General features: G+C 68.1%; 23 protein-coding genes. 14 read left to right on the top strand and 9 right to left on the bottom strand.

The genetic code is table 11. The features are described 5' to 3' along the window. The first annotated feature begins 247 nt into the window (after positions 1–247). From Q4I23_RS02640 to Q4I23_RS02625, 4 genes are all read left to right on the top strand, one after another. A complete protein-coding gene (locus tag Q4I23_RS02640; protein ID WP_498525212.1) occupies positions 248–466 on the top strand; it encodes a hypothetical protein in 219 nt (72 codons plus the stop codon). A 93-nt stretch (positions 467–559) separates the two neighbouring features. Continuing rightward, a complete protein-coding gene (gene ade / locus Q4I23_RS02635) occupies positions 560–2,269 on the top strand; it encodes an adenine deaminase (RefSeq protein WP_454017023.1) in 1,710 nt (569 codons plus the stop codon). A gap of 155 nt (positions 2,270–2,424) precedes the next feature. Then, positions 2,425–3,141, top strand: coding sequence for a hypothetical protein (locus Q4I23_RS02630; RefSeq protein ID WP_454017022.1), 717 nt, complete (start codon positions 2,425–2,427; stop codon positions 3,139–3,141). A gap of 60 nt (positions 3,142–3,201) precedes the next feature. Beyond that, on the top strand, positions 3,202–4,011 hold the full coding sequence (locus Q4I23_RS02625; protein WP_498525211.1) for an FkbM family methyltransferase: 810 nt from the start codon (positions 3,202–3,204) through the stop codon (positions 4,009–4,011). A gap of 19 nt (positions 4,012–4,030) precedes the next feature. Here the strand turns inward: Q4I23_RS02625 and Q4I23_RS02620 are convergent, their stop codons facing one another. Beyond that, on the bottom strand, positions 4,031–4,954 hold the full coding sequence (locus Q4I23_RS02620) for an EamA family transporter (RefSeq protein ID WP_498525210.1): 924 nt from the start codon (positions 4,952–4,954) through the stop codon (positions 4,031–4,033). A 75-nt stretch (positions 4,955–5,029) separates the two neighbouring features. Between Q4I23_RS02620 and yddG the strand changes: the two genes are divergently transcribed. Then, complete coding sequence (gene yddG / locus Q4I23_RS02615) at positions 5,030–5,962, top strand: aromatic amino acid exporter YddG (RefSeq protein ID WP_454017019.1); 933 nt, start codon at positions 5,030–5,032, stop codon at positions 5,960–5,962. A 5-nt stretch (positions 5,963–5,967) separates the two neighbouring features. On the opposite strand, the gene catB is transcribed toward yddG, so the two are convergent. From catB to gloB, 4 genes are all read right to left on the bottom strand, one after another. Continuing rightward, a complete protein-coding gene (gene catB / locus Q4I23_RS02610; protein ID WP_454017018.1) occupies positions 5,968–6,609 on the bottom strand; it encodes a type B chloramphenicol O-acetyltransferase in 642 nt (213 codons plus the stop codon). 61 nt (positions 6,610–6,670) lie between these two features. Then, a complete protein-coding gene (locus tag Q4I23_RS02605) occupies positions 6,671–7,099 on the bottom strand; it encodes a cupin domain-containing protein (protein WP_498525209.1) in 429 nt (142 codons plus the stop codon). Between the two features lie 14 nt (positions 7,100–7,113). After that, positions 7,114–7,719, bottom strand: a complete 606-nt coding sequence (locus Q4I23_RS02600) for a glutathione S-transferase N-terminal domain-containing protein (RefSeq protein ID WP_454017016.1) — start codon at positions 7,717–7,719, stop codon at positions 7,114–7,116. A 72-nt stretch (positions 7,720–7,791) separates the two neighbouring features. After that, a complete protein-coding gene (gloB, locus tag Q4I23_RS02595; protein ID WP_498525208.1) occupies positions 7,792–8,553 on the bottom strand; it encodes a hydroxyacylglutathione hydrolase in 762 nt (253 codons plus the stop codon). 61 nt (positions 8,554–8,614) lie between these two features. Between gloB and Q4I23_RS02590 the strand changes: the two genes are divergently transcribed. After that, positions 8,615–9,391, top strand: a complete 777-nt coding sequence (locus Q4I23_RS02590; protein WP_035678754.1) for a class I SAM-dependent methyltransferase — start codon at positions 8,615–8,617, stop codon at positions 9,389–9,391. Positions 9,392–9,452: 61 nt separating this feature from the next. Next, complete coding sequence (locus tag Q4I23_RS02585; protein ID WP_498525207.1) at positions 9,453–10,016, top strand: RBBP9/YdeN family alpha/beta hydrolase; 564 nt, start codon at positions 9,453–9,455, stop codon at positions 10,014–10,016. A gap of 4 nt (positions 10,017–10,020) precedes the next feature. Here the strand turns inward: Q4I23_RS02585 and Q4I23_RS02580 are convergent, their stop codons facing one another. From Q4I23_RS02580 to metX, 3 genes are all read right to left on the bottom strand, one after another. After that, entirely contained in the window at positions 10,021–10,605 is a 585-nt protein-coding gene (locus tag Q4I23_RS02580) for a PRC-barrel domain-containing protein (protein WP_498525206.1), read from the bottom strand. 97 nt (positions 10,606–10,702) lie between these two features. Next, positions 10,703–11,350, bottom strand: coding sequence for a methionine biosynthesis protein MetW (gene metW / locus Q4I23_RS02575; protein ID WP_498525205.1), 648 nt, complete (start codon positions 11,348–11,350; stop codon positions 10,703–10,705). Further along, a complete protein-coding gene (metX, locus tag Q4I23_RS02570) occupies positions 11,347–12,570 on the bottom strand; it encodes a homoserine O-acetyltransferase MetX (RefSeq protein WP_498525204.1) in 1,224 nt (407 codons plus the stop codon). Before metX ends, metW begins: the two co-directional genes overlap by 4 nt. A gap of 145 nt (positions 12,571–12,715) precedes the next feature. Between metX and Q4I23_RS02565 the strand changes: the two genes are divergently transcribed. The 5 genes from Q4I23_RS02565 (at position 12,716) to Q4I23_RS02545 (ending at position 17,660) form a co-directional block, all read left to right on the top strand. Beyond that, positions 12,716–13,630: a chorismate mutase gene (locus Q4I23_RS02565; RefSeq protein WP_454017010.1), complete on the top strand. Its 915-nt coding sequence runs from the start codon at positions 12,716–12,718 to the stop codon at positions 13,628–13,630. An 8-nt stretch (positions 13,631–13,638) separates the two neighbouring features. Beyond that, positions 13,639–14,733 carry a histidinol-phosphate transaminase gene (gene hisC, locus Q4I23_RS02560; protein WP_498525203.1) on the top strand — a complete coding sequence of 365 codons (1,095 nt, stop codon included), beginning with the start codon at positions 13,639–13,641 and terminating at the stop codon, positions 14,731–14,733. A 164-nt stretch (positions 14,734–14,897) separates the two neighbouring features. Further along, positions 14,898–15,791, top strand: a complete 894-nt coding sequence (locus tag Q4I23_RS02555; RefSeq protein ID WP_498525202.1) for a prephenate/arogenate dehydrogenase family protein — start codon at positions 14,898–14,900, stop codon at positions 15,789–15,791. 193 nt (positions 15,792–15,984) lie between these two features. Further along, the gene (locus tag Q4I23_RS02550; protein WP_498525201.1) at positions 15,985–17,001 is read left to right on the top strand and encodes a sulfate ABC transporter substrate-binding protein; all 1,017 of its coding nucleotides are present in this window, start codon (positions 15,985–15,987) and stop codon (positions 16,999–17,001) included. A gap of 47 nt (positions 17,002–17,048) precedes the next feature. Then, the gene (locus tag Q4I23_RS02545; RefSeq protein ID WP_498525200.1) at positions 17,049–17,660 is read left to right on the top strand and encodes a helix-turn-helix domain-containing protein; all 612 of its coding nucleotides are present in this window, start codon (positions 17,049–17,051) and stop codon (positions 17,658–17,660) included. Positions 17,661–17,683: 23 nt separating this feature from the next. Here the strand turns inward: Q4I23_RS02545 and Q4I23_RS02540 are convergent, their stop codons facing one another. Further along, on the bottom strand, positions 17,684–18,640 hold the full coding sequence (locus Q4I23_RS02540) for a hydrogen peroxide-inducible genes activator (protein ID WP_149650118.1): 957 nt from the start codon (positions 18,638–18,640) through the stop codon (positions 17,684–17,686). Between the two features lie 222 nt (positions 18,641–18,862). Between Q4I23_RS02540 and ahpC the strand changes: the two genes are divergently transcribed. Together ahpC and ahpF are read left to right on the top strand one after the other, a co-directional pair. Then, positions 18,863–19,426 carry an alkyl hydroperoxide reductase subunit C gene (ahpC, locus tag Q4I23_RS02535; RefSeq protein WP_014198402.1) on the top strand — a complete coding sequence of 188 codons (564 nt, stop codon included), beginning with the start codon at positions 18,863–18,865 and terminating at the stop codon, positions 19,424–19,426. 265 nt (positions 19,427–19,691) lie between these two features. Further along, positions 19,692–21,272 carry an alkyl hydroperoxide reductase subunit F gene (gene ahpF, locus Q4I23_RS02530; protein WP_454017004.1) on the top strand — a complete coding sequence of 527 codons (1,581 nt, stop codon included), beginning with the start codon at positions 19,692–19,694 and terminating at the stop codon, positions 21,270–21,272. The last annotated feature ends 75 nt before the right edge of the window (positions 21,273–21,347 follow it).

Below are 21,347 nucleotides of genomic sequence, written 5' to 3'. Positions count from 1 at the left end.
GTGCCGCCTCTGCGTCTGACGATAATGAGGCACCCATTGGTTTCCGAAGCGTTAAATCGTTCCATGACACGTTGCCGCGCCGCCTTTTGGCCAGAACTGGACGAAACGCATATTGTTTTTGGAGCGAACCAATTTTTTCAGGAATAGCCAAAGTCACGGCGTGTTTGTTTTCATGAGGGTGCAACGCGTCGGAGCGGGCGGGTGGATCATGAAACCCATCGCAGCCATCATCGGAACGCTCACGCAATTGTTCATTGCCGTTCTGCTTCTGGTGCTGACGGCATGCGGAGACAATGGTCCGCCCGAGGCGGGCAACTACGGCGTCGGCTATGGTGGAAGCGGGCCGGTCTACACGCTGGGCGGCGGTCTCCCGGCCTACCGGCTGGAGCCGCGCACCTACTGGAACTACCCGGACTATCGTGGCACCGCACCAGTGATCGAACTGGCGAGTCGTCCGGGGGGCTGAGCGCGCAATCGACGTTATGGAATATCCGATTGAAGGGCGCCGTCCGGCCATTTACCTAAAGAAGACTTGGAATGGGCTGGACGAGGCGGAGCGATGGCGGTCACCCGGGACGAATTGAAGACGCGCATCGGCCAAGCCCTGGGCGAGACCAAGGCCGATCTGGTCATCAAGAACACCCGTTTCCTCAACGTCGTCACCGGCGAAACCGCAGCGGGCGACATCGCCATCTGTGCCGACCGGATCGTCGGCACCTATGAATCGTACGACGGGGCGGAGGAGATCGACGGGTCCGGACTGACCGTCGTTCCGGGCTTCATCGACACCCACGTCCATTGCGAATCCACCTGCGTCACGCCGATGGAGTTCGACCGCTGCGTCCTGCCGCGCGGCACCACCACGGCCATCTGCGACCCGCACGAGATCTGCAACGTGCTGGGGGAAAAGGGGCTTCGCTACTTCCTGGACTGCGCCGAGGGAACGGTGCTGGACCTGCGGGTGCAACTCTCCTCCTGCGTGCCGGCGACGGAGCTGGAGACCTCCGGCGCGCGGCTGGAGGCGGCGGATCTGCTGCGCCACAAGGACCACCCGAAGGTGCTGGGGCTGGCGGAGTTCATGAACTTCCCCGGCGTCTTCCACAAGGTGGACGGGGTTCTCGACAAGTTGGCCGCCTTCGACGGCCGCCACATCGACGGCCACGCTCCGCTGCTCAGCGGGCGGGAACTGAACGCCTATCTGTCCTGCGGCATCCGCAACTGCCATGAGACGACCAGCGCGCCGGAGGCGATGGAGAAGCTGCGCAAGGGCATGCAGGTGCTGATCCGCGACGGGTCGGTGTCGAAGGACGTGCACGCGCTGGCCCCGGTGATCCAGCCGGAAACATCGCCCTTCCTGGGCTTCTGCACCGACGACCGCAACCCCCTCGACATCGCCGAGGAGGGGCACATGGACCATCTGATCCGCAGCGCGATCCGGCTGGGCGCCCCGCTGGCCCATGTCTACCGCGCAGCCACTTGGTCGGCGGCGCGCGGCTTCGGCCTGTTCGACCGCGGCCTGATCGCGCCGGGGCAGCGCGCCGACCTCGTCCTGCTGGACGATCTGGAGGAATGCGCGGTCAACCGGGTCATCCGCAACGGGCGGGTGGTGACACCGGAGACTTTCGCCGGCCGTCCGGCGGTCAGCCCGGTGGGCCTGCGCTCCGTCAAGCTCCACCCGGTGACGGCGGAGGACTTCGCGGTGCCCGCCCGCGGCTCTGTCCAGTCGGTGATCGGTGTGCTGCCCGGCAAGATCATCACCGCCCATCTGCGGCTGGAGGTGCCGGCCAGGGACGGCAAGCTGGTGGCCGATCCCGACCGCGACATCCTGAAGATCTGCGTCTTCGCCCGCCACGGCACCAACCAGAATGTCGGGCGCGGCTTCGCCAGCGGCTTTCACATCCGCGAGGGCGCGCTGGCTTCCTCGGTCGGGCACGACAGCCACAACATCTGCGTGGTCGGCGCCTCGGACGAGGACATGGCCATCGCCGTCAACCGCCTGATCGAGCTTCAGGGCGGCTTCGTCGCGGTGCGCAACGGTCAGGTGGTGGGGGAACTTGCCCTGCCGCTGGCCGGGCTGATGAGCCTGGAGCCCTTCGAGACGGTGGAGCGTCATCTGCGCAGCCTGCGCGCCTCGGTGAAGGAGATGGGCTGCCCGCTGGCCGAACCCTTCCTGCAACTGGCCTTCCTGCCGCTGCCGGTGATTCCGCATCTGAAGATCACCGACCGCGGGCTGGTGGACGTCGACACATTCGCGCTGGTGGAAGCGTGACCCCGGCAATTCCTGCCGGACGGGGTGCGGATCTTGCCGGCCCCTTCGGCAGGAGCCCCGGCTCAACCCTTTGAAAGTCATGGAAAGCCTTTTGGCCCGCCTCCTGCAAGGGGCCGCCCGACAAACGCGAAGAATGCCGGTCGGAGGGGCGTGCCATGGTTGGAATGAGCGACATCAGCGGCTTGGCGCAGAGCATCCAGACGTCCATCGACGCGGCGATGAAGCGCGTCCAGGAGCAGGCCAAGCAGGCGACCGACGCCAAGCCCAGCGGCAACGTCCAGGAGTATGAGCAGACCGTCCGCAAGTCGGCCCTGAACGCCGCGCCCTTCGCCACCAACGTCGGCACGCTGGTGAAGGACACCAGCCGCCTCAACGTGCTCAGCACGCTGGCCGCCAACGACCCGGCGGACTTCTACAAATTCAATCTGGCGACGCCCGGCGAGGTCGCCCTCGGCCGCGTCGGCGACACCGGCGTGCGCGTCCAGCTGATGGACAAGCAGGGCAAGATCGTCGCCGACAGCAACAGCGAGGCCGGCTCTACCTACGACGCCTACAAGAAGTTCGAGGCGGGCACCCTGTCGCTCGACCGTGGCGACTACACGCTGCGCGTCTCCCGCGACAAAGGCGTGGCGGCGAAGGAGGAGAAGAACTACGGCCTCCAGCTCCGCATGGGTGATTACAGCAAGGATTACGACACCATCGCCAAGCAGCCGGCCAAGGGCGACAACCCGCTCCAGCAGACGCCGCAGCTTCAGCGCCTGACCTCCCTGCTGACCGGTGGCACGACGACCAGTTCCGGGGCGCTGGGCATCCTCACCGGGGGAAGCAGCGGCTACAGCGGGCGCGGGTCTCTGCTGAACGGGCTTTTCTGAGGCGCGGCGGGGCGGCGGCGGCTACACTGCCGGTCCGCCGCTGCCGGAGACCACGCCGCCATGACCCCTGAAGAGCTGTTCCGCGCCGTCGCCGACTACGTCGCAGAGCATCAGGGAAAGGCCGGCCAGCAGGATTTCTTCCGCGCGATCCACCGGCAGGCCCTGAAGGGGATGGGTCTGGTCAACGACGCCGACATCCAGACCTCGGGCGAGGCCGGAGTCCTCCGCTACATCCAGGGCGAACTGAAGCGGCGCGGCGTCGCCGACGCCGTGATTCTCGATGTTGGCGCCAACGTCGGGGTTTACACGGCGGCGGCGCTCGACCGCTTTCCCGCCGCAACCGTCTGGTCCTTCGAACCGTCGCCGACGGCGTTCCGCGCGCTGCAGGAGACGGCCACGCGTTATCCCGGCCGTTGCCGCCCCGTCAACCTCGGCCTGTCCGACCGGGCCGGCGCAGCCACCCTGCACAGCGACCGGCCCGGTTCGACCCTGGCCTCCCTCCACGATCGCGCGATCCGGGAATTTCAAGAGGGCGGGAGCGGGGAGACCGTTCGTCTGGCGACTCTGGATGGGTTCTGCGCGGAGGCTGGCATCGACCGCGTCCATTTCCTCAAGATCGATGTGGAGGGCCACGAGATCGCCGTCCTGGACGGGGGGCGCGGCCTTCTGGAGCGGCGCGCCGTTGACTTCATCCAGTTCGAGTTCGGCGGCTGCAACCTCGATTCCCGGACCTTCCTGCGCGACTTCTGGAGCCGGCTGGACGGCTTCGCCGTCTGCAAGATCGTCAAGGACGGGCTGTACCGGCTGTCCGCCTATTCCGAGTTCGACGAAATCTTCGCGTACCAGAATTTCCTGGCCATCCGCCAGTAGGGCATCGGGCCGCCGGGCCTCAGGCCGCGAGGCGCAGCGACGCGGCGCCGAGCACGATGACCGCGCCGGAGGCCAGACGTACCGGACCGACCCGCTCCTTGAGCACCAGAGCGGCCAGCGCCATCGCGAACAGGATCGAGGTTTCGCGCAGCGCCGCCACCACCGCGACCGGCGCCAGGGTCATCGCCCAGAGTGCGAGCCCGTAGGAGGCGATGCTGGCCGCCCCGCCGGCCAGCGCCACCATCCAGCGCCGGCAGGCGTGGCTCAGGAAGCCCCGGGCGTCGCTCAGCAGCGCCCCGCCCACCATGGGCACGCTCAACAGCAGGAATCCCCACAGCGTGTAGCCGGCCGCCGAACCGGACAGCCGAACGCCGATGCCGTCCACCACCGTGTAGGCGGCGATCACCAGGGCGTTGGCGAGCGCGCAGGCGGTGCCCCGCCACGATCCCGACGGGGCCGAGCGCCGCCCCAACAGGGTCAGCCCGAGGATTCCGCCGCAGACCAGCAGCGTTCCCATCCAGGCGCCGGTGGATAGCCCCTCGCCCAGCAGCACGCCGCTGCACAGCGCCACGATCAGCGGCGGCGTGCCGCGCATCAGAGGATAGGCGTGGCTCATCGCCCCGTCGCGATAGGCGGCGGCGAGGAGACGGAAATAGGCGACGTGCAGCACCGCCGTCACACAGAGATAAGGTGCGCTGGCGAGCGATGGCGCTGGAACGACGGGAAGCAGCAGCAAGGCGATGAAGGCGGACCCGGCGACCACCAGGACCGCGTCGGACGCACTGCCGCCGCCGGCCTTCAGCGCGGTGTTCCAGCCGGCATGGAGAAGGGCGCCGGCCAGGACGGCGAGAAGGGCTTCGGTGGGCAAGGCGGGAGCCGTGGTTGGGATGGTGACGACCTGGACGGAGGCGCGGCATGGGACCCGCCGGGTGACAGGATACACGCCCAGCTCCGCTGCCGGACAGTCCGATTGCCCGGGCCGATTGCCCGGCGGCGTTCTTTGCGCTAAGCGTTCGCCATGCCGACCGATAGCTTCCCGCCCCAAAGTCTCCCGGCCGCCGCGGCGTCAGCCCCGGCCGCCGTCCGCCGCGCCACCGCCATTGGCGGGCTGGCCATCCTGATGTGGTCCACGCTGGCGCTGCTGACGGCGCTGTCGGGAACCATTCCGCCGTTCCAACTCGTCGCGATGTCCTTCGGCGTCGCCTTCATCGTCGGGACGGCGGCGGGGGCCGCGCGGGGCAAGGACGTAATCGGCGTGCTGCGCCAGCCCTGGCGGGTCTGGCTGCTCGGCGTCGCCGGGCTGTTCGGGTACCATTTCTTCTATTTCCTTGCCTTCCGCCTCGCTCCCGGTGCGGCGGTCGAGGTCAATCTGCTGAATTATCTCTGGCCGCTGCTGATCGTCCTTTTCTCCGCCCTTCTGCCGGGGGAGCGGTTGAAGCGCGGCCATGTGCTGGGCGCGCTGTGCGGGCTGGCCGGGACGGTGCTGATCGTGACCGGTGGCGGGCGCGGCCTGTCGCTCGACGCCGGGGACACGCCGGGCTACCTGTCGGCCATGGCCGCGGCGGTGCTCTGGGCGTCCTATTCGGTGCTGTCGCGCCGTTTCGGCGATGTCCCGACCGAGGCGGTCGGCGGCTTCTGCCTCGCCACGGCGGTGCTGGCCGGGCTGTCGCACCTGCTGTTCGAAACCACCGTGGCGCCGTCGGGCGGCGAATGGCTGGCGGTGCTCGCCATGGGGATCGGGCCGGTCGGCGCGGCCTTCTTCGTGTGGGACCACGGGGTGAAGCGCGGCGACATCCGGGCGCTGGGTGTGCTGTCCTACGCCACGCCGCTGACCTCCACGCTGCTGCTGATCCTGTTCGGGCAGGCGGCGGGAGGCTGGACCGTCTGGGCGGCCTGCGCGCTCATCATGGGCGGCGCCGTGCTGGCCAGCCGCGACGTTCTGCGGGGGTGAGGCTTTTACGGCGCGCGGTCGGTGGTCCTTGACCACTGCGTGTGGAGGGCAGCGATGTCGCCAGCGCAGAGCATCGGCATGGCCTCGGCGATCTGTTCGATCGGCCAATCCCACCAAGCCATCTCCAGAAGTTGGGCGATGTCGGAGTCAGGGAACCGCTTGCGGATCGGCTTCGCCGGATTCCCGCCGACGACCGTGTAGGGCTCGACGTCTTTGGTGACGAGCGCCCGGCTGCCGATGATGGCGCCGTGACCGATTTTGACGCCCGCCATGATCATGGCCTCCGAGCCGATCCAGACATCGTTTCCGACGACCGTGTCTCCGGCGGGTGCGTATCCGTCGCGTGCTCCGACAAAGGCGGCTTCTTCCTTCATGTAGAAGAAGGGGAAGGTCGAAACCCAATCGTTTCGATGTCCCTGGTTGCCCGCCATGATGAAAGAGGCACCCGAACCAATCGAGCAGAAGCTTCCGATGATCAGCTTGTCCACATCGGTTCGGTCGGGTATCAGGTACCGGGCGCAGTCGTCGAAAGAGTGGCCGTGATAATATCCTGAATAATAGCTGTAGCGACCAACAATAATATTTGGATTCGTCACCTGTTCGGACAGTAATTTTCCTTTGAAGGGTGATTCGAAGAAATTCGTCATGATTGCTTTTTCCGTTGCCAATGCAGATAAGTATAAAGAAGATGAGGCGCCCGCTGACGGCTCACCCCGGCTCCCATCCTTCCGGCGCCATTTCGAAGCCGGAGAATTCGAAGGCGGGGGACACGGTGCAGCCCACCAGAACCCAACCTTCCATTGGCCGTGCCGCCTGCCACGCGTGGGCCGGAACGACCCCCTGCGGGCGTTGACCGCCCGCAAGGTCCATCCCGAGGATTACCCGCTCCACCGACCGCCCGTCTTCGGAGATGGACAGCTCCAGCGGCCCCCCGGCGTGCCAGTGCCACATCTCGACCGCGTCCACACGGTGCCAGTGGGAGCGCTCTCCCGCCTGCAGCAGGTAGTGGATGCCGGTCTTGACCCCGCGCCCGCCGCCCGGCGGGGCGTCCCGGAAGGTTTCCACATAGTGGCCGCCTTCCGGATGGGGCTGCATGCCCAGCGTCGCGATGATGCGCTCGGGCGTCAGGGGCTCCATGGCGTCGTCTCCGTTCACGCCAGAGGCGGCGCGGTGCGGCGGAAACTGTCGAGGTCGGAAGCCGAGGCGAACCACGCCGCCAGCTCCGGGCGGCCCACCCGCCAATCCTCATGCCCGAACCGGAAGTCGAGGTAGCCGAGCGCCACCAGGACGGACAGCGTGCCGATGGTCAGCGTGCCGTCGAGGGCCGGCGCCTCCGCCTCCAGCACGTCGAGGGCGCGGGCGACGGCGCGGCGCTGGCGGTCCGCCCAGGAGTCGGAGCGCTCGCCGTCCGGGCGCTGAAGCTCCAGGCGACGCAGGATGGCGGCGTCGCAGATGCCGTCGGCCAGGGCCTGCTGGCGCAGCGCCGTCCAGCGTGCCGGGCCGGAGACCGGGAACAGGCGCGGGCCGTCGTGCAGCGAGTCCAGATACTCGGCGATCACCGGGCTGTCGTAGAGCGTCGAGCCGTCGTCCAGGATCAGGGCCGGCACCTTGCCCAGCGGGTTGTCCGCCGGCAAATCGGTGTCCGGCGCCCAGGCGTTGGTCACCTGTTTCTCGACCGCCGACTCCAGCCCGCATTCGATGAGGACCATCGCGACCTTGCGGACGTAGGGCGAGGTCGGGCTCCAGCGCAGCTTCATGAAAATCTCTCCTCCCGTTTTGTGGGCGTCAGCGTAGCGCGAGGGCGCTCCTTCTTAAAAGCAGTCCTTGCCTTAAAAGCGGTCCTTGCGGCCGCGGATCTCGGCGAAGACCGCCACCGGATCGGCCCCGGCCATGCCAATGGCGGACTGGACCTCCGACACGTCGGCGCGCAGGAAGGGGTTGGTGGCCTTCTCGACGCCCAGCGTGGAGGGGATGGTCGGCTCCCCGCGCTCGCGTTGCGCGGCGATGTCCGCCGCGCGGGCTTTCAGGGCAGCGTTGTCCGGCTCCACCGTCACGGCGAAGCGGGCGTTGGACAGGGTGTATTCATGGCCGCAATAGACGCGCGTGTCGTCCGGCAGGCCGCGCAACTTGACCAGAGAGGTCCACATCTGGGCCGGGGTGCCCTCGAACAGCCGCCCGCAGCCGAGCGCGAACAGCGTGTCGCCGCTGAACAACGCCTTGGCCTCCGGAAACCAGAAGGCGATGTGGCCGGAGGTGTGGCCGGGGACGAAAAACACCTGCGCGGTGAGCGATCCGAACGAAATGGTCTCGCCTTCGCCCAGGCACGTCTCCATATCGGGAATGCGGGCTGCGTCGGCGCGCGGGCCGATCACGTCGGCGCCGTAGCGCGCCTTCAGCGCGTGGTTACCGCCGATGTGGTCGTTGTGGTGGTGGGTGTTGAAGATGTGCGTCAGTGTCCAGTTGCGCCGGTCCAGTTCCGCCAGCACAGGCTGCGCGTCGCCGGGATCGACGACACCGACGGCGCCGCTGGCCGGGTCGTGCAGGAGGTAGATGTAGTTGTCGGCGAAAGCCGGAATAAGATGGATGTCCATGGCCTTGGGCCCCTCCCGCATGAATGGACGTTCAATCGAAACGTGATAGCCTGGGATGACCATGTACACCGATATCGTCGATCTTCGTGAATTCTACGAGTCCGGGCTTGGTCAGGCGGCGCGGCGGATGATCCGCCGGCGCATCCGCACCATCTGGCCCGACCTGCGCGGGCAGATCGTGCTGGGGGTCGGCTACACGACGCCGTACCTGCAACCCTTCCGCGACGAGGCGGAGCGGGTGTTCTCCATCATGCCGGCGACCCAGGGCGTGACCTTCTGGCCGCCGGGTGGGCCGGGCCTGGTGGCGCTGGGCGACGAGGCGGACCTGCCGCTGGCCGACATGTCGGTGGACCGCGTGCTGCTCGTCCATGGGCTGGAGGGGACGGAGCAGCTCCGCCCGATGATGCGGGAGATCTGGCGCGTGCTGGCCGGCGGTGGCCGGGTGCTGGTGGTGGTGCCGAACCGCCGCGGCCTGTGGGCGCGAGCCGACTGGACGCCCTTCGGCCATGGTTTCCCCTACTCGGCTTCTCAACTGAAGCAGGTGCTTCGCGACACGATGTTCGTGCCGGAGCGCACCGGGCACGCCCTGTTCCTGCCGCCGCTGCGTTCCCGCTTCCTGATGAAGACCGCCCCGGCCTGGGAAGAGGTCGGCTGCCGCTGGTTCAAGGCCTTCGCCGGGGTCACGATGATCGAGGCGTCCAAGCAGATCTTCGCCGGGGTGTCGCGCAAGACCCAGCAGCCGGCCAAGCGCCGTCTGATCGTGCCGCTTCCCGGCGGGGCGGCTCCGGCCCGCCGCCCGGCGGGGTCCGGCGCGTGGCGGGTGTCGGAGGAACCGTAAGCCTTGCTCCGGGGGCGTTGCGGTTTGTAACCTCCCTGGTCACCGCAGCGGATCGGACCCTATGGCGAAGGCGAGCGTTCTCATCGTCCCCGGACTCGGCAATTCCGGCCCGGACCACTGGCAAGGCTGGTTGCAGCAGCGTCACCCATCTTTCACGCGGGTCGAGCAGGCCGACTGGGATGCGCCGCTTCTGGAGGACTGGGTGCGGTCGCTGGAGGAGGCCGTGACCGCCGCCTCTGCGCCGGTGGTGCTAATCGCCCACAGCCTGGGCTGCATGACGGTCGCCCATTGGGCCGTGCGGAGCGGATCGTCGGTCGGCAAAGTCGCCGCCGCCCTGCTGGTCGCCCCGCCCGACGTCGAATCGGCGGCGCACACGCCGCCGGAGGTCCACGGCTTCGCCCCGGTGCCCACCGATCCGCTGCCCTTCCGCGCGGTGGTGCTGGCCAGCCGCAACGATCCCTACGCCGCGATCGCGCGCTCCTGCGGGTTCGCGGTGGGGTGGGGTGCCGACTTCATCGACGGGGGCGACCTTGAACACATCAACACCGCCGCCGGCTACGGTCCCTGGCCGGACGGCGAGCGGCTTGTTCTCGATCTGCTGCGCGCGGTGGACAGCGGCGTTTGAGCCGCTATTGCGGCTGGCCGGTCACCGTCTTCACACCCGCGCCATAGGTGAATTCCGGCGCCCGCGCGAGTTCGGCCGCCGGCAGGTCCAGCGTCGGCGGTGTCGAGCCGTCGGCACTGGCGGCCGCGCCCGCGATGTCGGTGCGCAGCATGCTGACCGGCAGGGACCGCAGCTTCCCGTCCGCCCCGCTGCCCTCGGCGGGGGCCAGCACGATCCGTTCGATCGAGGCGGCGCTGCCGTCCAGTGTGAAATCCTTGATGGAGCCGCCGGGCTGACCGTCGCGGGTCCGCACCTCCTTGCCGATCAGGGTCCGCGCCTCCTCCGGCGTCAGCAGATGGGGGATCGCGGCGACGGAGGGAGCCGCGCGCTGCATCTCGTCGGAGGGCGCGTCGCCGCCGAGTCCCTCCGGCGACGACGCGGGCGGGGTGGCCGGTGTGTCGTCCGGGCGCGGCGCCGTCATCAGCGGGGGGCGCGCGGCGTCCGGTGACGCCTGTGGCGTTTGTGCCTGCGATGTTTGGGCCGATGCGGCGCCGGACAGCAGCAGGGCGGCGGCCGATGCGGCCAGGATGGAGGAGGGGACGAGGCGCATGGTGCGTGGCTCCCGCTGGTCTGTTGTTGAACGGACGTTGCCTAACAACAGCGCCAGCGGGGCAGGGGTTGCATCGCCGGGAAGCGGCGGGGTCCGGTCAGTCCCGGCGCAGCAGGAAGACGCCCTGCTCGCCCAGCAGGTTGGCGAGCCCGGAATGGGCGTGGCCGGTGACCCGGCCGGCGCGGTCCACGATCATGCAACGCTCGATGCGGATGCCCATCTCCTCCGCTAGGACGACGAAGTCCTTGATCGTGCAGAAATGGATGTTGGGGGTTTCCCACCACTGGTAGCCCAGCTTCTCCGTCACCGGCATGCGCCCGGTCAGCAGGAGCTGCACGCGGATGCGCCAATAGCCGAAGTTGGGCACCGACACGATGGCCCGCCGCCCGATGCGGGTCATCGTCTCCAGCACCGTCCGCGGCTCGCGCATCGCCTGGAGGGTCTGGCTGAGGATCACGTAATCGAAGGCGCCCGGCGGGTAGTCCTTCAGGTCGGTTTCGGCGTCGCCCTGGATGACCGACAGGCCCTGGGCCACGCACTGGTGCACGCCGTCCATCGACAGCTCGATCCCGCGCGCGTCCACCCCCTTCTGGCGGGACAGGAAGGCGAGCAGGGCCCCGTCACCGCAGCCGACATCGAGCACGCGGCTGCCCGGCTCCACCATCTCGGCGATCAGCTTCAGGTCGGTGCGGATGCCGTTGCCGGAAGCGGTGCGGGCGGCTTGATTCTCATCGAGGGGGCTCATGGCCGGGACGCCCGTGTCAGGCCCCGGTGTTCGGCGCAGCCATCCAGGAAGCCGCGGATCACCTGATGGAATTCCGGCTCGTCGAGCAGGAAGGAGTCGTGGCCCTTGTCGGTGCGGATCTCCACGAAGCTGACGTTGGCCGCCACCGCGTTCAGCGCGTGCACGATGGCCCGCGATTCGGAGGTCGGGAACAGCCAGTCGCTGGAGAAGCTGGCAAGGCAGAAGCGCACCGGCGTGCCCTTGCCGTCCTTGCGGAAGGCGTTGGACAGGGTGCCGCCCCCGTAATCCGCGGCGAGGTCGAAATAGTCCATCGCCCGCGTGATGTAGAGGTAGGAGTTGGCGTCGAACCGCTCGACGAAGGTGATGCCCTGGTGGCGCAGGTAACTCTCCACCTGGAAATCGGCGTCGAAGCCGTAGGTGACGGTCTGGCGGTTCTGCAGGTTGCGCCCGAACTTGCGGTGCAGCGCCGGTTCCGACAGGTAGGTGATGTGCGCGGCCATGCGCGCCACCGCCAGCCCGCGGTGGGGGCGGGTGCCCTCCAGCAGGTAGTTGCCGCCGGCCCAGTCCGGGTCGGCCATGATCGCCTGCCGGCCGACCTCGTGGAAGGCGATGTTCTGAGCGGAGTGGCGGGCCGCCGTGGCGATCGGCACCGCGGCGAACACCGACTCCGGATAGGCGACGGCCCATTGCAGGACCTGCATACCGCCCATGGAGCCGCCGATCACGCAGAACAGCTGGTCGATCCCGAGATGCTCCACCAGCAGCTTCTGCGCGCGCACCATGTCGCCGATGGTGATGACGGGGAAGCCGAGGCCGTAGGGCTTGCCGGTCGCCGGATCGGTCTCCTTCGGGCCGGTGGAGCCCATGCAGCCGCCGATCACGTTGGAGCAGATGACGAAGTAGCGGTCAGTGTCGACCGGCTTGCCCGGACCGACCAGCATCTCCCACCAGCCGGGCTTGCCGGTCACCGGATGCCGGTCGAGCACGTAATGGTCGCCGGTCAGGGCGTGGCAGATCAGGATGGCGTTCGACCGGTCCGCGTTCAGCGCGCCGTAGGTCTGGTAGGCGATCTCGAAGGGACCCAACTCCGCGCCGCTGTCCAGCCGCATGGGCCGATCCACCCCGAGCGTGACCCGGTGGCCGGGCATCGTCGCGGGCTCGGCAGGCGCGGCGGCAGGCACGGGGCCAGACACGGCGGCGGCGGGGTTCGGCGCGGACATGACGGGTCGGTGGCCTCCGGAAAACGGGAGTTCATAGCTACGGACCGGCGGTTGGGAGTGTCAACGTTTTCTTTGATTTCGCTCCGCTTGCGGACTACTACTATCCGGCTTTGGATTCGCCCTGGATTTGACGGTTTCCCGCCCCATGCCTCCGCCCAAGTCCCCGCTCGACGATCTGCGCCGCGAGATCGATCACATCGACGATACGATCCACGACCTGCTGATGCGCCGTGCCGCGGTGGTGGAGCGCGTCGGCGTCGTCAAAGGTCAGATCGAGGCCGCGGAAGGTCAGGTCAGCGGGAATCCCCAGACCCCGATCTATCTGCGCCCGGCGCGCGAGGCGGTCATCCTGCGCCGCCTGATGGCGCGCCACGCCGGCTCCTTCCCGGCGATGGCCGTCACCCGCATGTGGCGGGAGATGATCACCGCCTTCACCCGGCTCCAGGGGCCTTTCGCCGTCGCGGTCTACGCGCCGGAGGACCGCCGCGGATTCTGGGACGTCGCCCGCGACCATTTCGGCAGCGTCGTCCCGATGACCGCCGTCAACTCCCCCGCGGCGGCCATCCGCGCGGTGTCGGAGGGCACGGCCACCGTCGGCGTCGTTCCATACCCGGCGGAGGACGACGCGGACCCCTGGTGGCGCTTCCTGGTGTCGTCCGACGCGCGCACGCCGCGCGTGGTGGCGCGGCTGCCCTTCGCCGGGCGCGGCAATGCCCGCGGCGAGGACCGCGACGCGCTGGCCATCGCGCTGGTCCCGCACGAGCCGACCGGCGACGACCGCACCCTCCTGGGGATCGAGCTGGGGCATGACCTCAGCCGCGGCCGGCTCAAGGACCATCTGGAGACGAGCGGCCTCGCCCCGACCTATTTCTGCACTTGGCACGCCCGCGATCCGTCCGGCCCGTCGATCCATCTGGTCGAGGTCGCCGACTTCGTCGACCACACCGACCCGCGCCTGTCCGCCTTCGCCGGCCGGCTGGGCGAGATCCCGGTGCGGATCAACATCGTAGGCGGCTACGCCGTCCCGCTTCATTTCTCCCACGACGCCCGCAAGGTCTGAGACCTGATATGACCCAGCCGAACAACGGCCCGGCGCCCCGCCCGGGGATTCTCGACATCGCCCCCTACGTTGGCGGCGAGCATGCGGGGCACATCCGCCTCGCCTCCAACGAAGGCGCGCTCGGCCCCAGCCCGCGCGCCGTGGAGGCCTACAAGGCCGCCGCGGGCGAGCTGCACCGCTACCCGGATGGCGGCTCCGCCAAGCTGCGCAAGGCCATCGCCGAGCGCTTCGGCCTGGACGCCGACCGCGTGGTCTGCGGCGCCGGTTCCGACGAGCTGATCGCCCTGCTGATCCGCGCCTATGCCGGGCCGGGGGACGAGGTGCTGTATTCGCAGCACGGCTTCCTGATGTACCCGATCGGCGCCAAGTCGGTCGGCGCCACCCCGGTCCAGGCGCCGGAGACGAACCTGACCACCGATGTGGATTCGCTGCTGGCCCACGTCACGCCGCGCACCCGGCTGGTCTTCGTCGCCAACCCGAACAACCCGACCGGCACCTACATCACCGCCGACGAGATGGCCCGCCTGCACGCCGGCCTGCCGGAAAACGCCATCCTGGTCATCGACGCGGCCTACGCCGAGTACATGAACCACAACGACTATTCGGCGGGGCAGGAGCTGGTTGACCGCTTCCCCAATGTGGTGATGACCCGCACCTTCTCGAAGATCTTCGCGCTGGGCTCGGTCCGGCTCGGCTGGGCCTACTGCCCGGCAGGGATCGCCGACGTGCTGAACCGCGTGCGCGGCCCCTTCAATGTCTCCTCCGCGGCGCAGATCGCCGGTGTGGCGGCGCTGGAGGACACCGCGTTCCTGGAGCGCTCGCACAGCCACAACATCGAATGGCGGGAGTGGTTCGTCCAGCAGGTCCACGGCCTTGGCCTGAAGACCCATCCCAGCGTGACGAACTTCGTTCTGGTCGATTTCGCCGGCCAGACCCCCGGCAAGGACGACGCCGAGGCGGCGCGCCTGTTCCTGAAGGGCCGCGGCATCCTGGTCCGCCAGATGCCCGCCTACGGCCTGCCGAGCTGCCTGCGCGTCACCATCGGCACGGAGGCCGAAATGCGCGAGGTGGTGCAGGCGCTGAAGGACTTCCTGGCGGCGTAACAGGGCCGTCGGATCGCGCTGAAACAGGCCGGGCCATGCGCCCGGCCTTTTCGTTTGGGCTCTTGCGCGCGGTCGGCCGGGCAAAGTTTCGCTTGGTCAGGGGGCGCCTTGGTGCTTTATAGCGGAGCGTTCTGCAACCCATCCGCAGCCGGTGCCTTGAGATCATGAGCGAGACCGCCACTCCCTTGTTCGACCGCGTCGCCATCATCGGCGTGGGTCTGATCGGTTCGTCCCTGGCGCGGGCGCTCACGCATTACGGGGTGGCGCGTCAGGTCGTTTGCGCGGACCGCAGCCCGGAGCATTGCGCCAAGGCGATGGAGTTGGGCATCGTCGAGCGCGCCACCACCGATCTGGCGGAAGCGCTGGAGGGTGCGGACGTGGTGGTCCTGGCGACTCCCGTCGGCGCCTTCGCCGAGGTGGGGGAGCAGCTCGGACCGCTGCTGCGCCCCGGCATGATCGTGACGGACGTCGGCTCGGTGAAGCAGGCGGTGCTGCGCGACGTCGGGCCGCACATTCCGGACGGCGTGCATCTGATTCCCGGCCACCCGGTGGCGGGCACCGAGCATTCGGGGCCTGAGGCCGGCTTCGCCACCCTGTTTCAGGGCCGCTGGTGCATCGTCACCCCGCCGCCCGGCGCCAACGAGGGTGCGGTGGACAAGGTGGTGGCGATGTGGCGCCGCATCGGTTCCACCGTGGAACTGATGGACGCCAACCACCATGACCGCGTGCTGGCCATCACCTCGCACCTGCCGCACCTGATCGCCTACACCATCGTCGGCACGGCGTCCGACCTGGAGGACGACACCAAGTCCGAGGTCATCAAGTTCTCGGCCGGCGGTTTCCGCGACTTCACCCGCATCGCCGCCAGCGACCCGGTGATGTGGCGCGACGTGTTCCTGAACAACCGGGAAGCGGTCCTGGAAATTCTCCAGCGCTTCACCGAGGACCTGACCGCCCTCCAGCGCGCCATCCGCTGGGGCGAGGGGGAGCAGTTGCAGGACCATTTCACCAAGACCCGCGCCATCCGCCGCGGCATCATCGACGCCAAGCAGGCCTGACCGGTCCGGTTGCGCCGTTTGGCTGGCGCAACCGTTTGATGTCCTATTTTCACATTAAAATTTCGATAAATGATAATCGTGCATATGTGAATTACACACCAAACAACAAAAGACGACTTGCCTGATAGGGATCGTCCGTGTTCAATAATCCCCGGCACCACGCCATCGACCGTCAGCCTGGGGAACACCGTTCATGCCGTCGCGCTTCCGCCAGAGCCTCATCGCCGTCGGGCTGGTGACCTTGGCCGCCCTGGCGACCGCCAGCGCCGCGAGCCGCAGCACGATCCTGAACGTCTCCTACGACCCGACGCGGGAGCTGTACGAAGAGTTCAACCCGGCCTTCGCCCGCACCTGGGCGGAGGCGTCGGGGGAGACGGTGGTCATCCACCAGTCGCACGGCGGATCGGGCGCGCAGGCGCGCTCGGTCATCGACGGGCTGGACGCCGACGTGGTGACGCTGGCTCTGGGCTACGATGTGGACGCCATCGCCGATGCAGGGCTGATCGGCAAGGACTGGCGAACGCGCCTGCCGAACAACAGCTCCCCCTACACCTCGACGATCGTCTTCCTGGTCCGCAAGGGCAACCCGAAGCAGATCAAGGACTGGGACGATCTGGTGAAGCCGGACGTTGAGGTGGTCACGCCGAACCCGAAGACTTCGGGCGGGGCGCGCTGGAACTACCTTGCCGCCTGGGCCTACGCGCTGAAGACCAACGGCAACGACGAGGCGAAAGCCAGGCAGTTCGTCGCCGAGCTGTATCGGCATGTCCCGGTGCTGGACAGCGGCGCCCGCGGGGCCGCGCTGACCTTCACCCGCAAGGGCGTCGGCGACGTTCTGCTGGCCTGGGAGAACGAGGCCTTCCTGTCGCTTCAGGAGTTCGGCGCCGATCAGTTCGAGATCGTCGTGCCGTCTCTGTCGATCCTCACTGAACCACCGGTCGCCGTGGTGGACAGCGTGGTCGACCGCAAGGGCACGCGCAAGGTGGCCGAGGCCTATGTGCAATATCTCTACACCCGCGAGGGGCAGGAGATCGCCGCGCGGAACTTCTACCGCCCCCGCCATCCCGAGCTGGCGCGGCAATATGCCGGGCGCTTCTCCCCGGTGGCGCTGGTGACCGTGGACGACGTGTTCGGCGGCTGGCGCAAGGCCCAGGCGACCCACTTTGCGGAGGGCGCCCTGTTCGACCAGATCCAGTCGGCGCCCCGCTGAATCCCAGGGCATGAGCACGGATTGATGGAACGGGAGGGCCAAACACCATGAGCACGACATCGACCCCCCGGAGCACGGACTCCCGGACGGCGGACGGCGACGCCAACCCGCTGACCGGCGTCATCGCCGAGAACATCCGCAACTTCCGGCTCCGCCAGGGGCTGTCCGTCGACGCGCTCGCCAAGCTGTCGGGCAACAGCCGGGCGGAGCTGACGGCGATCGAAGCCGGGCAGGGGCGGTCCAGCATCGACTTCCTGTGGACCATCGCCCGCGCGCTCGATGTGCCCTTCTCCAGCCTGCTCAGCAGCGGGGGCAGCGGCGGGACCACGGTGATCCGGCGGGCGGACAGTCGGCCGCTGGCCTCGCGCGACGGGCGATTCAGCTCGCGGGCGCTGTTCCCCTTCCGCGGTGAGCGGCAGGTGGAGTTCTACGAGCTGCGTCTCGCTCCCGGCACCGACGAGCGGGCCGACGCCCACACCATCGGCACCGTGGAGAACATCCTGGTCGGGCACGGCGTCGTCGAGATCGAGACCGGCGACGGCACCCACCGGCTGGAGGAGGGCGACACGATCCAGTTCGATGCCGACGCTCCCCACGCCTACCGCAATGTGGGTGACGGCGAGGCGCTGCTGTATCTCGTGATGACCTACGTCTTCTGATTCCGGCGTTCTCTGGCCCTGGATCAGGCGGCGGTCCGCACGCTGGCATCGCCGTTGGCAGGGGCCTGCGGCCCGCTGTCGCGGGACATCTCCGTCTTCAGGGCGGCGGCGAGTTGACGGAAGGTCTCCTTGCGGCCGGAGGTGCGGCGCCAGACCAGTCCGATCCGGCGGAACGGCCGCTCCCCGCCCAGCGGGCGAACGACCACATCCAAACCGCGCAGAATCCCCGAGTCGAGCGCCATCTGCGGCAGCAGCGTCACCCCCAGACCGTTGGCGACCATCTGGACCAGCGTGTGCAGGCTGGTACCCTGGAACGTGGCGCTTTGCCGCGCCCCTTCCATGGAGCAGGCGGCCAGCGCGTGGTCGCGCAGGCAATGCCCATCCTCCAGCAGCAGCAGATCGTCCAGCGCGACGTCGGACGGGCGGGGCGTCGTGACGTCGCTCAGCCGGTGCTCGGGCGTGCAGACCACGGAGAAGCGGTCTTCGGCGATGTCGATCGATTCCACGTCGCCGGACGGATAGGGCAGGGCGAGGATGGCCGCGTCCAACTCCCCCGATTCCAACCGGTCGAGCAGACGGGCGGTCTGGTCCTCGCGCAGGAACAGCTTCAGCTTGGGGAAGCTGTCGCGCAGCGCCGGCATCACGCGGGGGATCAGGAAGGGGCCTATGGTCGGGATCACGCCCAGATGGAGCGGCCCGGACATCGGGTCCTCCACCGAGCGGGCCATGTCCACCAGCTCCTCCGCCCCCTTCAGGACGGTGCGGGCGCGGTCGGCGATCTCGCGGCCCAGCGGAGTCGGCAGGACGGTGCGCCGCGTGCGCTCCAGCAGCGGGGCGCCCAGCAGATTCTCCAATTCCTGGATGCCGGCGCTGAGCGTGGACTGGCTGACGAGGCACGCCTCCGCCGCCTTGCCGAAATGGCAGCGATCGACGACGGCGACGAGGTAGTGGAGCTGACGCAACGTGGGAAGGGGCTTCATGCACTGCACAATAATCGGTTTTATCGATCAAAGCGATTGGTATTTTTCGCTTCCATCGCTGACCCATTGCCCCTAACTTCCCTGGTGTCAAGCGACCAACGAGGGGGGAGCAGACTTCCGGCAGGGATGCCGCGGCACCGGTAGCCCATATGGGAAACGGCGCCAGGCTGGCAGGACACCGGAGTGACGCTTGCTCCAATCATTCAGACTGATGGAGAAATCATGTCCTTGATCAACACCGAGATTAAGCCGTTCAAGGCGACCGCTTTCAAGGGCGGCAAGTTCATCGACGTCAGCGACGCCGACCTGAAGGGCAAGTGGTCGGTCGTCTTCTTCTACCCGGCGGACTTCACCTTCGTGTGCCCGACCGAGCTGGAAGACCTGGCCGATAACTACAGCGAGTTCCAGAAGCTCGGCGTTGAGATCTACAGCGTTTCGACCGACACCCACTTCTGCCACAAGGCTTGGCACGACACCTCGCCGGCCATCGGCAAGATCGCCTACACCATGGTCGGCGACCCGACCGGCACGATCTGCCGCAACTTCGAGATCCTGATCGAGGAGAAGGGCCTCGCCGACCGCGGCACCTTCGTCGTCGACCCGGACGGCAAGATCCAGATCATCGAGATCACCGCCGGCGGCATCGGCCGCGACGCCCGCGAGCTGCTCCGCAAGGTGAAGGCCGCCCAGTACGTCGCCTCGCACCCGGGCGAGGTCTGCCCGGCCAAGTGGGAAGAGGGTGAGAAGACGCTCGCCCCGTCGCTCGACCTCGTCGGCAAGATCTAAGCCTTTCCGGCTTGATCCTCTGGGAACCGCCGGCCGCAACCGCGGCCGGACGGTTCGGCCGCGGTCACGCCGGCCGCGGCGCCACGGCTTCGGGCCCGGATCGATTCCGGGCCCGGATCACGAGTGGCCTTCATCCGTTCAACAAAATCTGGCGTTCACCAAGATCTGCCGTTCGACAAGAAACGCTTCAACGAACTTCTGCTGCCCGGACCCGCCCTGGCGCCACCGGGCTCGCTTCGAAAAACCACTTTCGGGAGCCCTCGCCGTGTTGGATAGCAACGTCAAAGGCCAGCTCAAGGCCTATTTCGACAAGATCACGCAGCCCATCGAACTGGCCGCCTCCCTGGACGACGGCGCCAAATCGCAGGACATGCAGGCTCTGCTGCAGGACATCGCGTCCCTGTCGGACAAGATCACCTTCGTCCGCACCGACGACGACGCGCGCAAGCCCTCCTTCGCGATCAAGCGCACCGGCACCGACGTCGGCGTCCGCTTTGCCGGCCTGCCGATGGGCCACGAATTCAATTCCCTCATCCTCGCCCTGCTGCAGGTCGGCGGCCACCCCTCCAAGGAGTCGGCGGAGGTCATCGAGCAGGTGAAGGCGCTGGAGGGTGAGTACAGCTTCGAGACCTACTTCTCGCTGTCCTGCCAGAACTGCCCCGACGTGGTGCAGGCCCTGAACCTGATGAGCGTTCTGAACCCGCGGATCAAGCATGTCGCCATCGACGGCGCGCTGTTCCAGCAGGAGGTGGACTCGCGCAAGATCATGGCCGTCCCGTCCATCTTCCTGAACGGCGAGCCGTTCGGCCAGGGCCGCATGGGGCTGGAGCAGATCCTCGCCAAGATCGACACCGGCGCCTCGCAGCGCGACGCGGAGAAGATCAAGGCCAAGGACGCCTTCGACGTGCTGGTGATCGGTGGCGGCCCGGCCGGCGCCGCGGCGGCGATCTACGCGGCGCGCAAGGGCATCCGCACCGGCGTCGCGGCGGAGCGCTTCGGCGGTCAGGTGCTCGACACCATGGCCATCGAGAACTTCATCTCCGTTTCCCACACCGAGGGTCCGAAGCTGGCCACCGCGCTGGAGCAGCACGTCAAGGAGTATGAGGTCGACGTGATGAACCTGCAGCGGGCGGAGAAGCTGATCCCCGCCGAGGGGCCGGGCGGACTGATCGAGGTCCAGCTCGCCAACGGCGCCTCGCTGAAGTCGAAGACGGTGATCCTGTCGACCGGCGCCCGCTGGCGCCAGATGGGCGTCCCCGGCGAGGACGAGTACCGCAACAAGGGTGTGGCCTACTGCCCGCACTGCGACGGCCCGCTGTTCAAGGGCAAGCGCGTGTCGGTCATCGGCGGCGGCAACTCCGGCGTCGAGGCGGCCATCGATCTGGCCGGCATCGTCGCCGAGGTGACGCTGATCGAGTTCGACAGCCAGCTCCGCGCCGACGAGGTGCTCCAGCGCAAGCTGCGCAGCCTGCCCAACGTGCGCGTCATCACCTCGGGCCTGACGACCGAGGTGCATGGCGACGGCACAAAGGTGACCGGTCTCAGCTACAAGAACCGCAACACCGGCGAGGTGCACCGCATCGACCTGGAAGGCATCTTCGTGCAGATCGGCCTCGTGCCCAACACCGAGTGGCTGAAGGGCTCGGTGGCGTTGAGCCCGCGCGGCGAGATCGAGGTGGACGCCCGCGGCCAGACCTCCATCCCCGGCGTGTTCGCGGCGGGCGACGCGACGACGGTCCCCTACAAGCAGATCATCATCGCCATGGGCGAGGGCTCGAAGGCCGCCCTGTCGGCCTTCGACTACCTGATCCGTATGGCGCCGGTGGAGGCCGTCGCCGCGGCGTAAGGGGACGTGGTCGTGTAGGGCTCCCACCCAACCCCTGTCTCTTATACACATCTGACGCTGCCGACGATTATACGC

Source organism: Azospirillum sp. UFLA03-27 (assembly GCF_059803775.1).
This window is presented reverse-complemented; position numbering and strand designations above follow the sequence as displayed.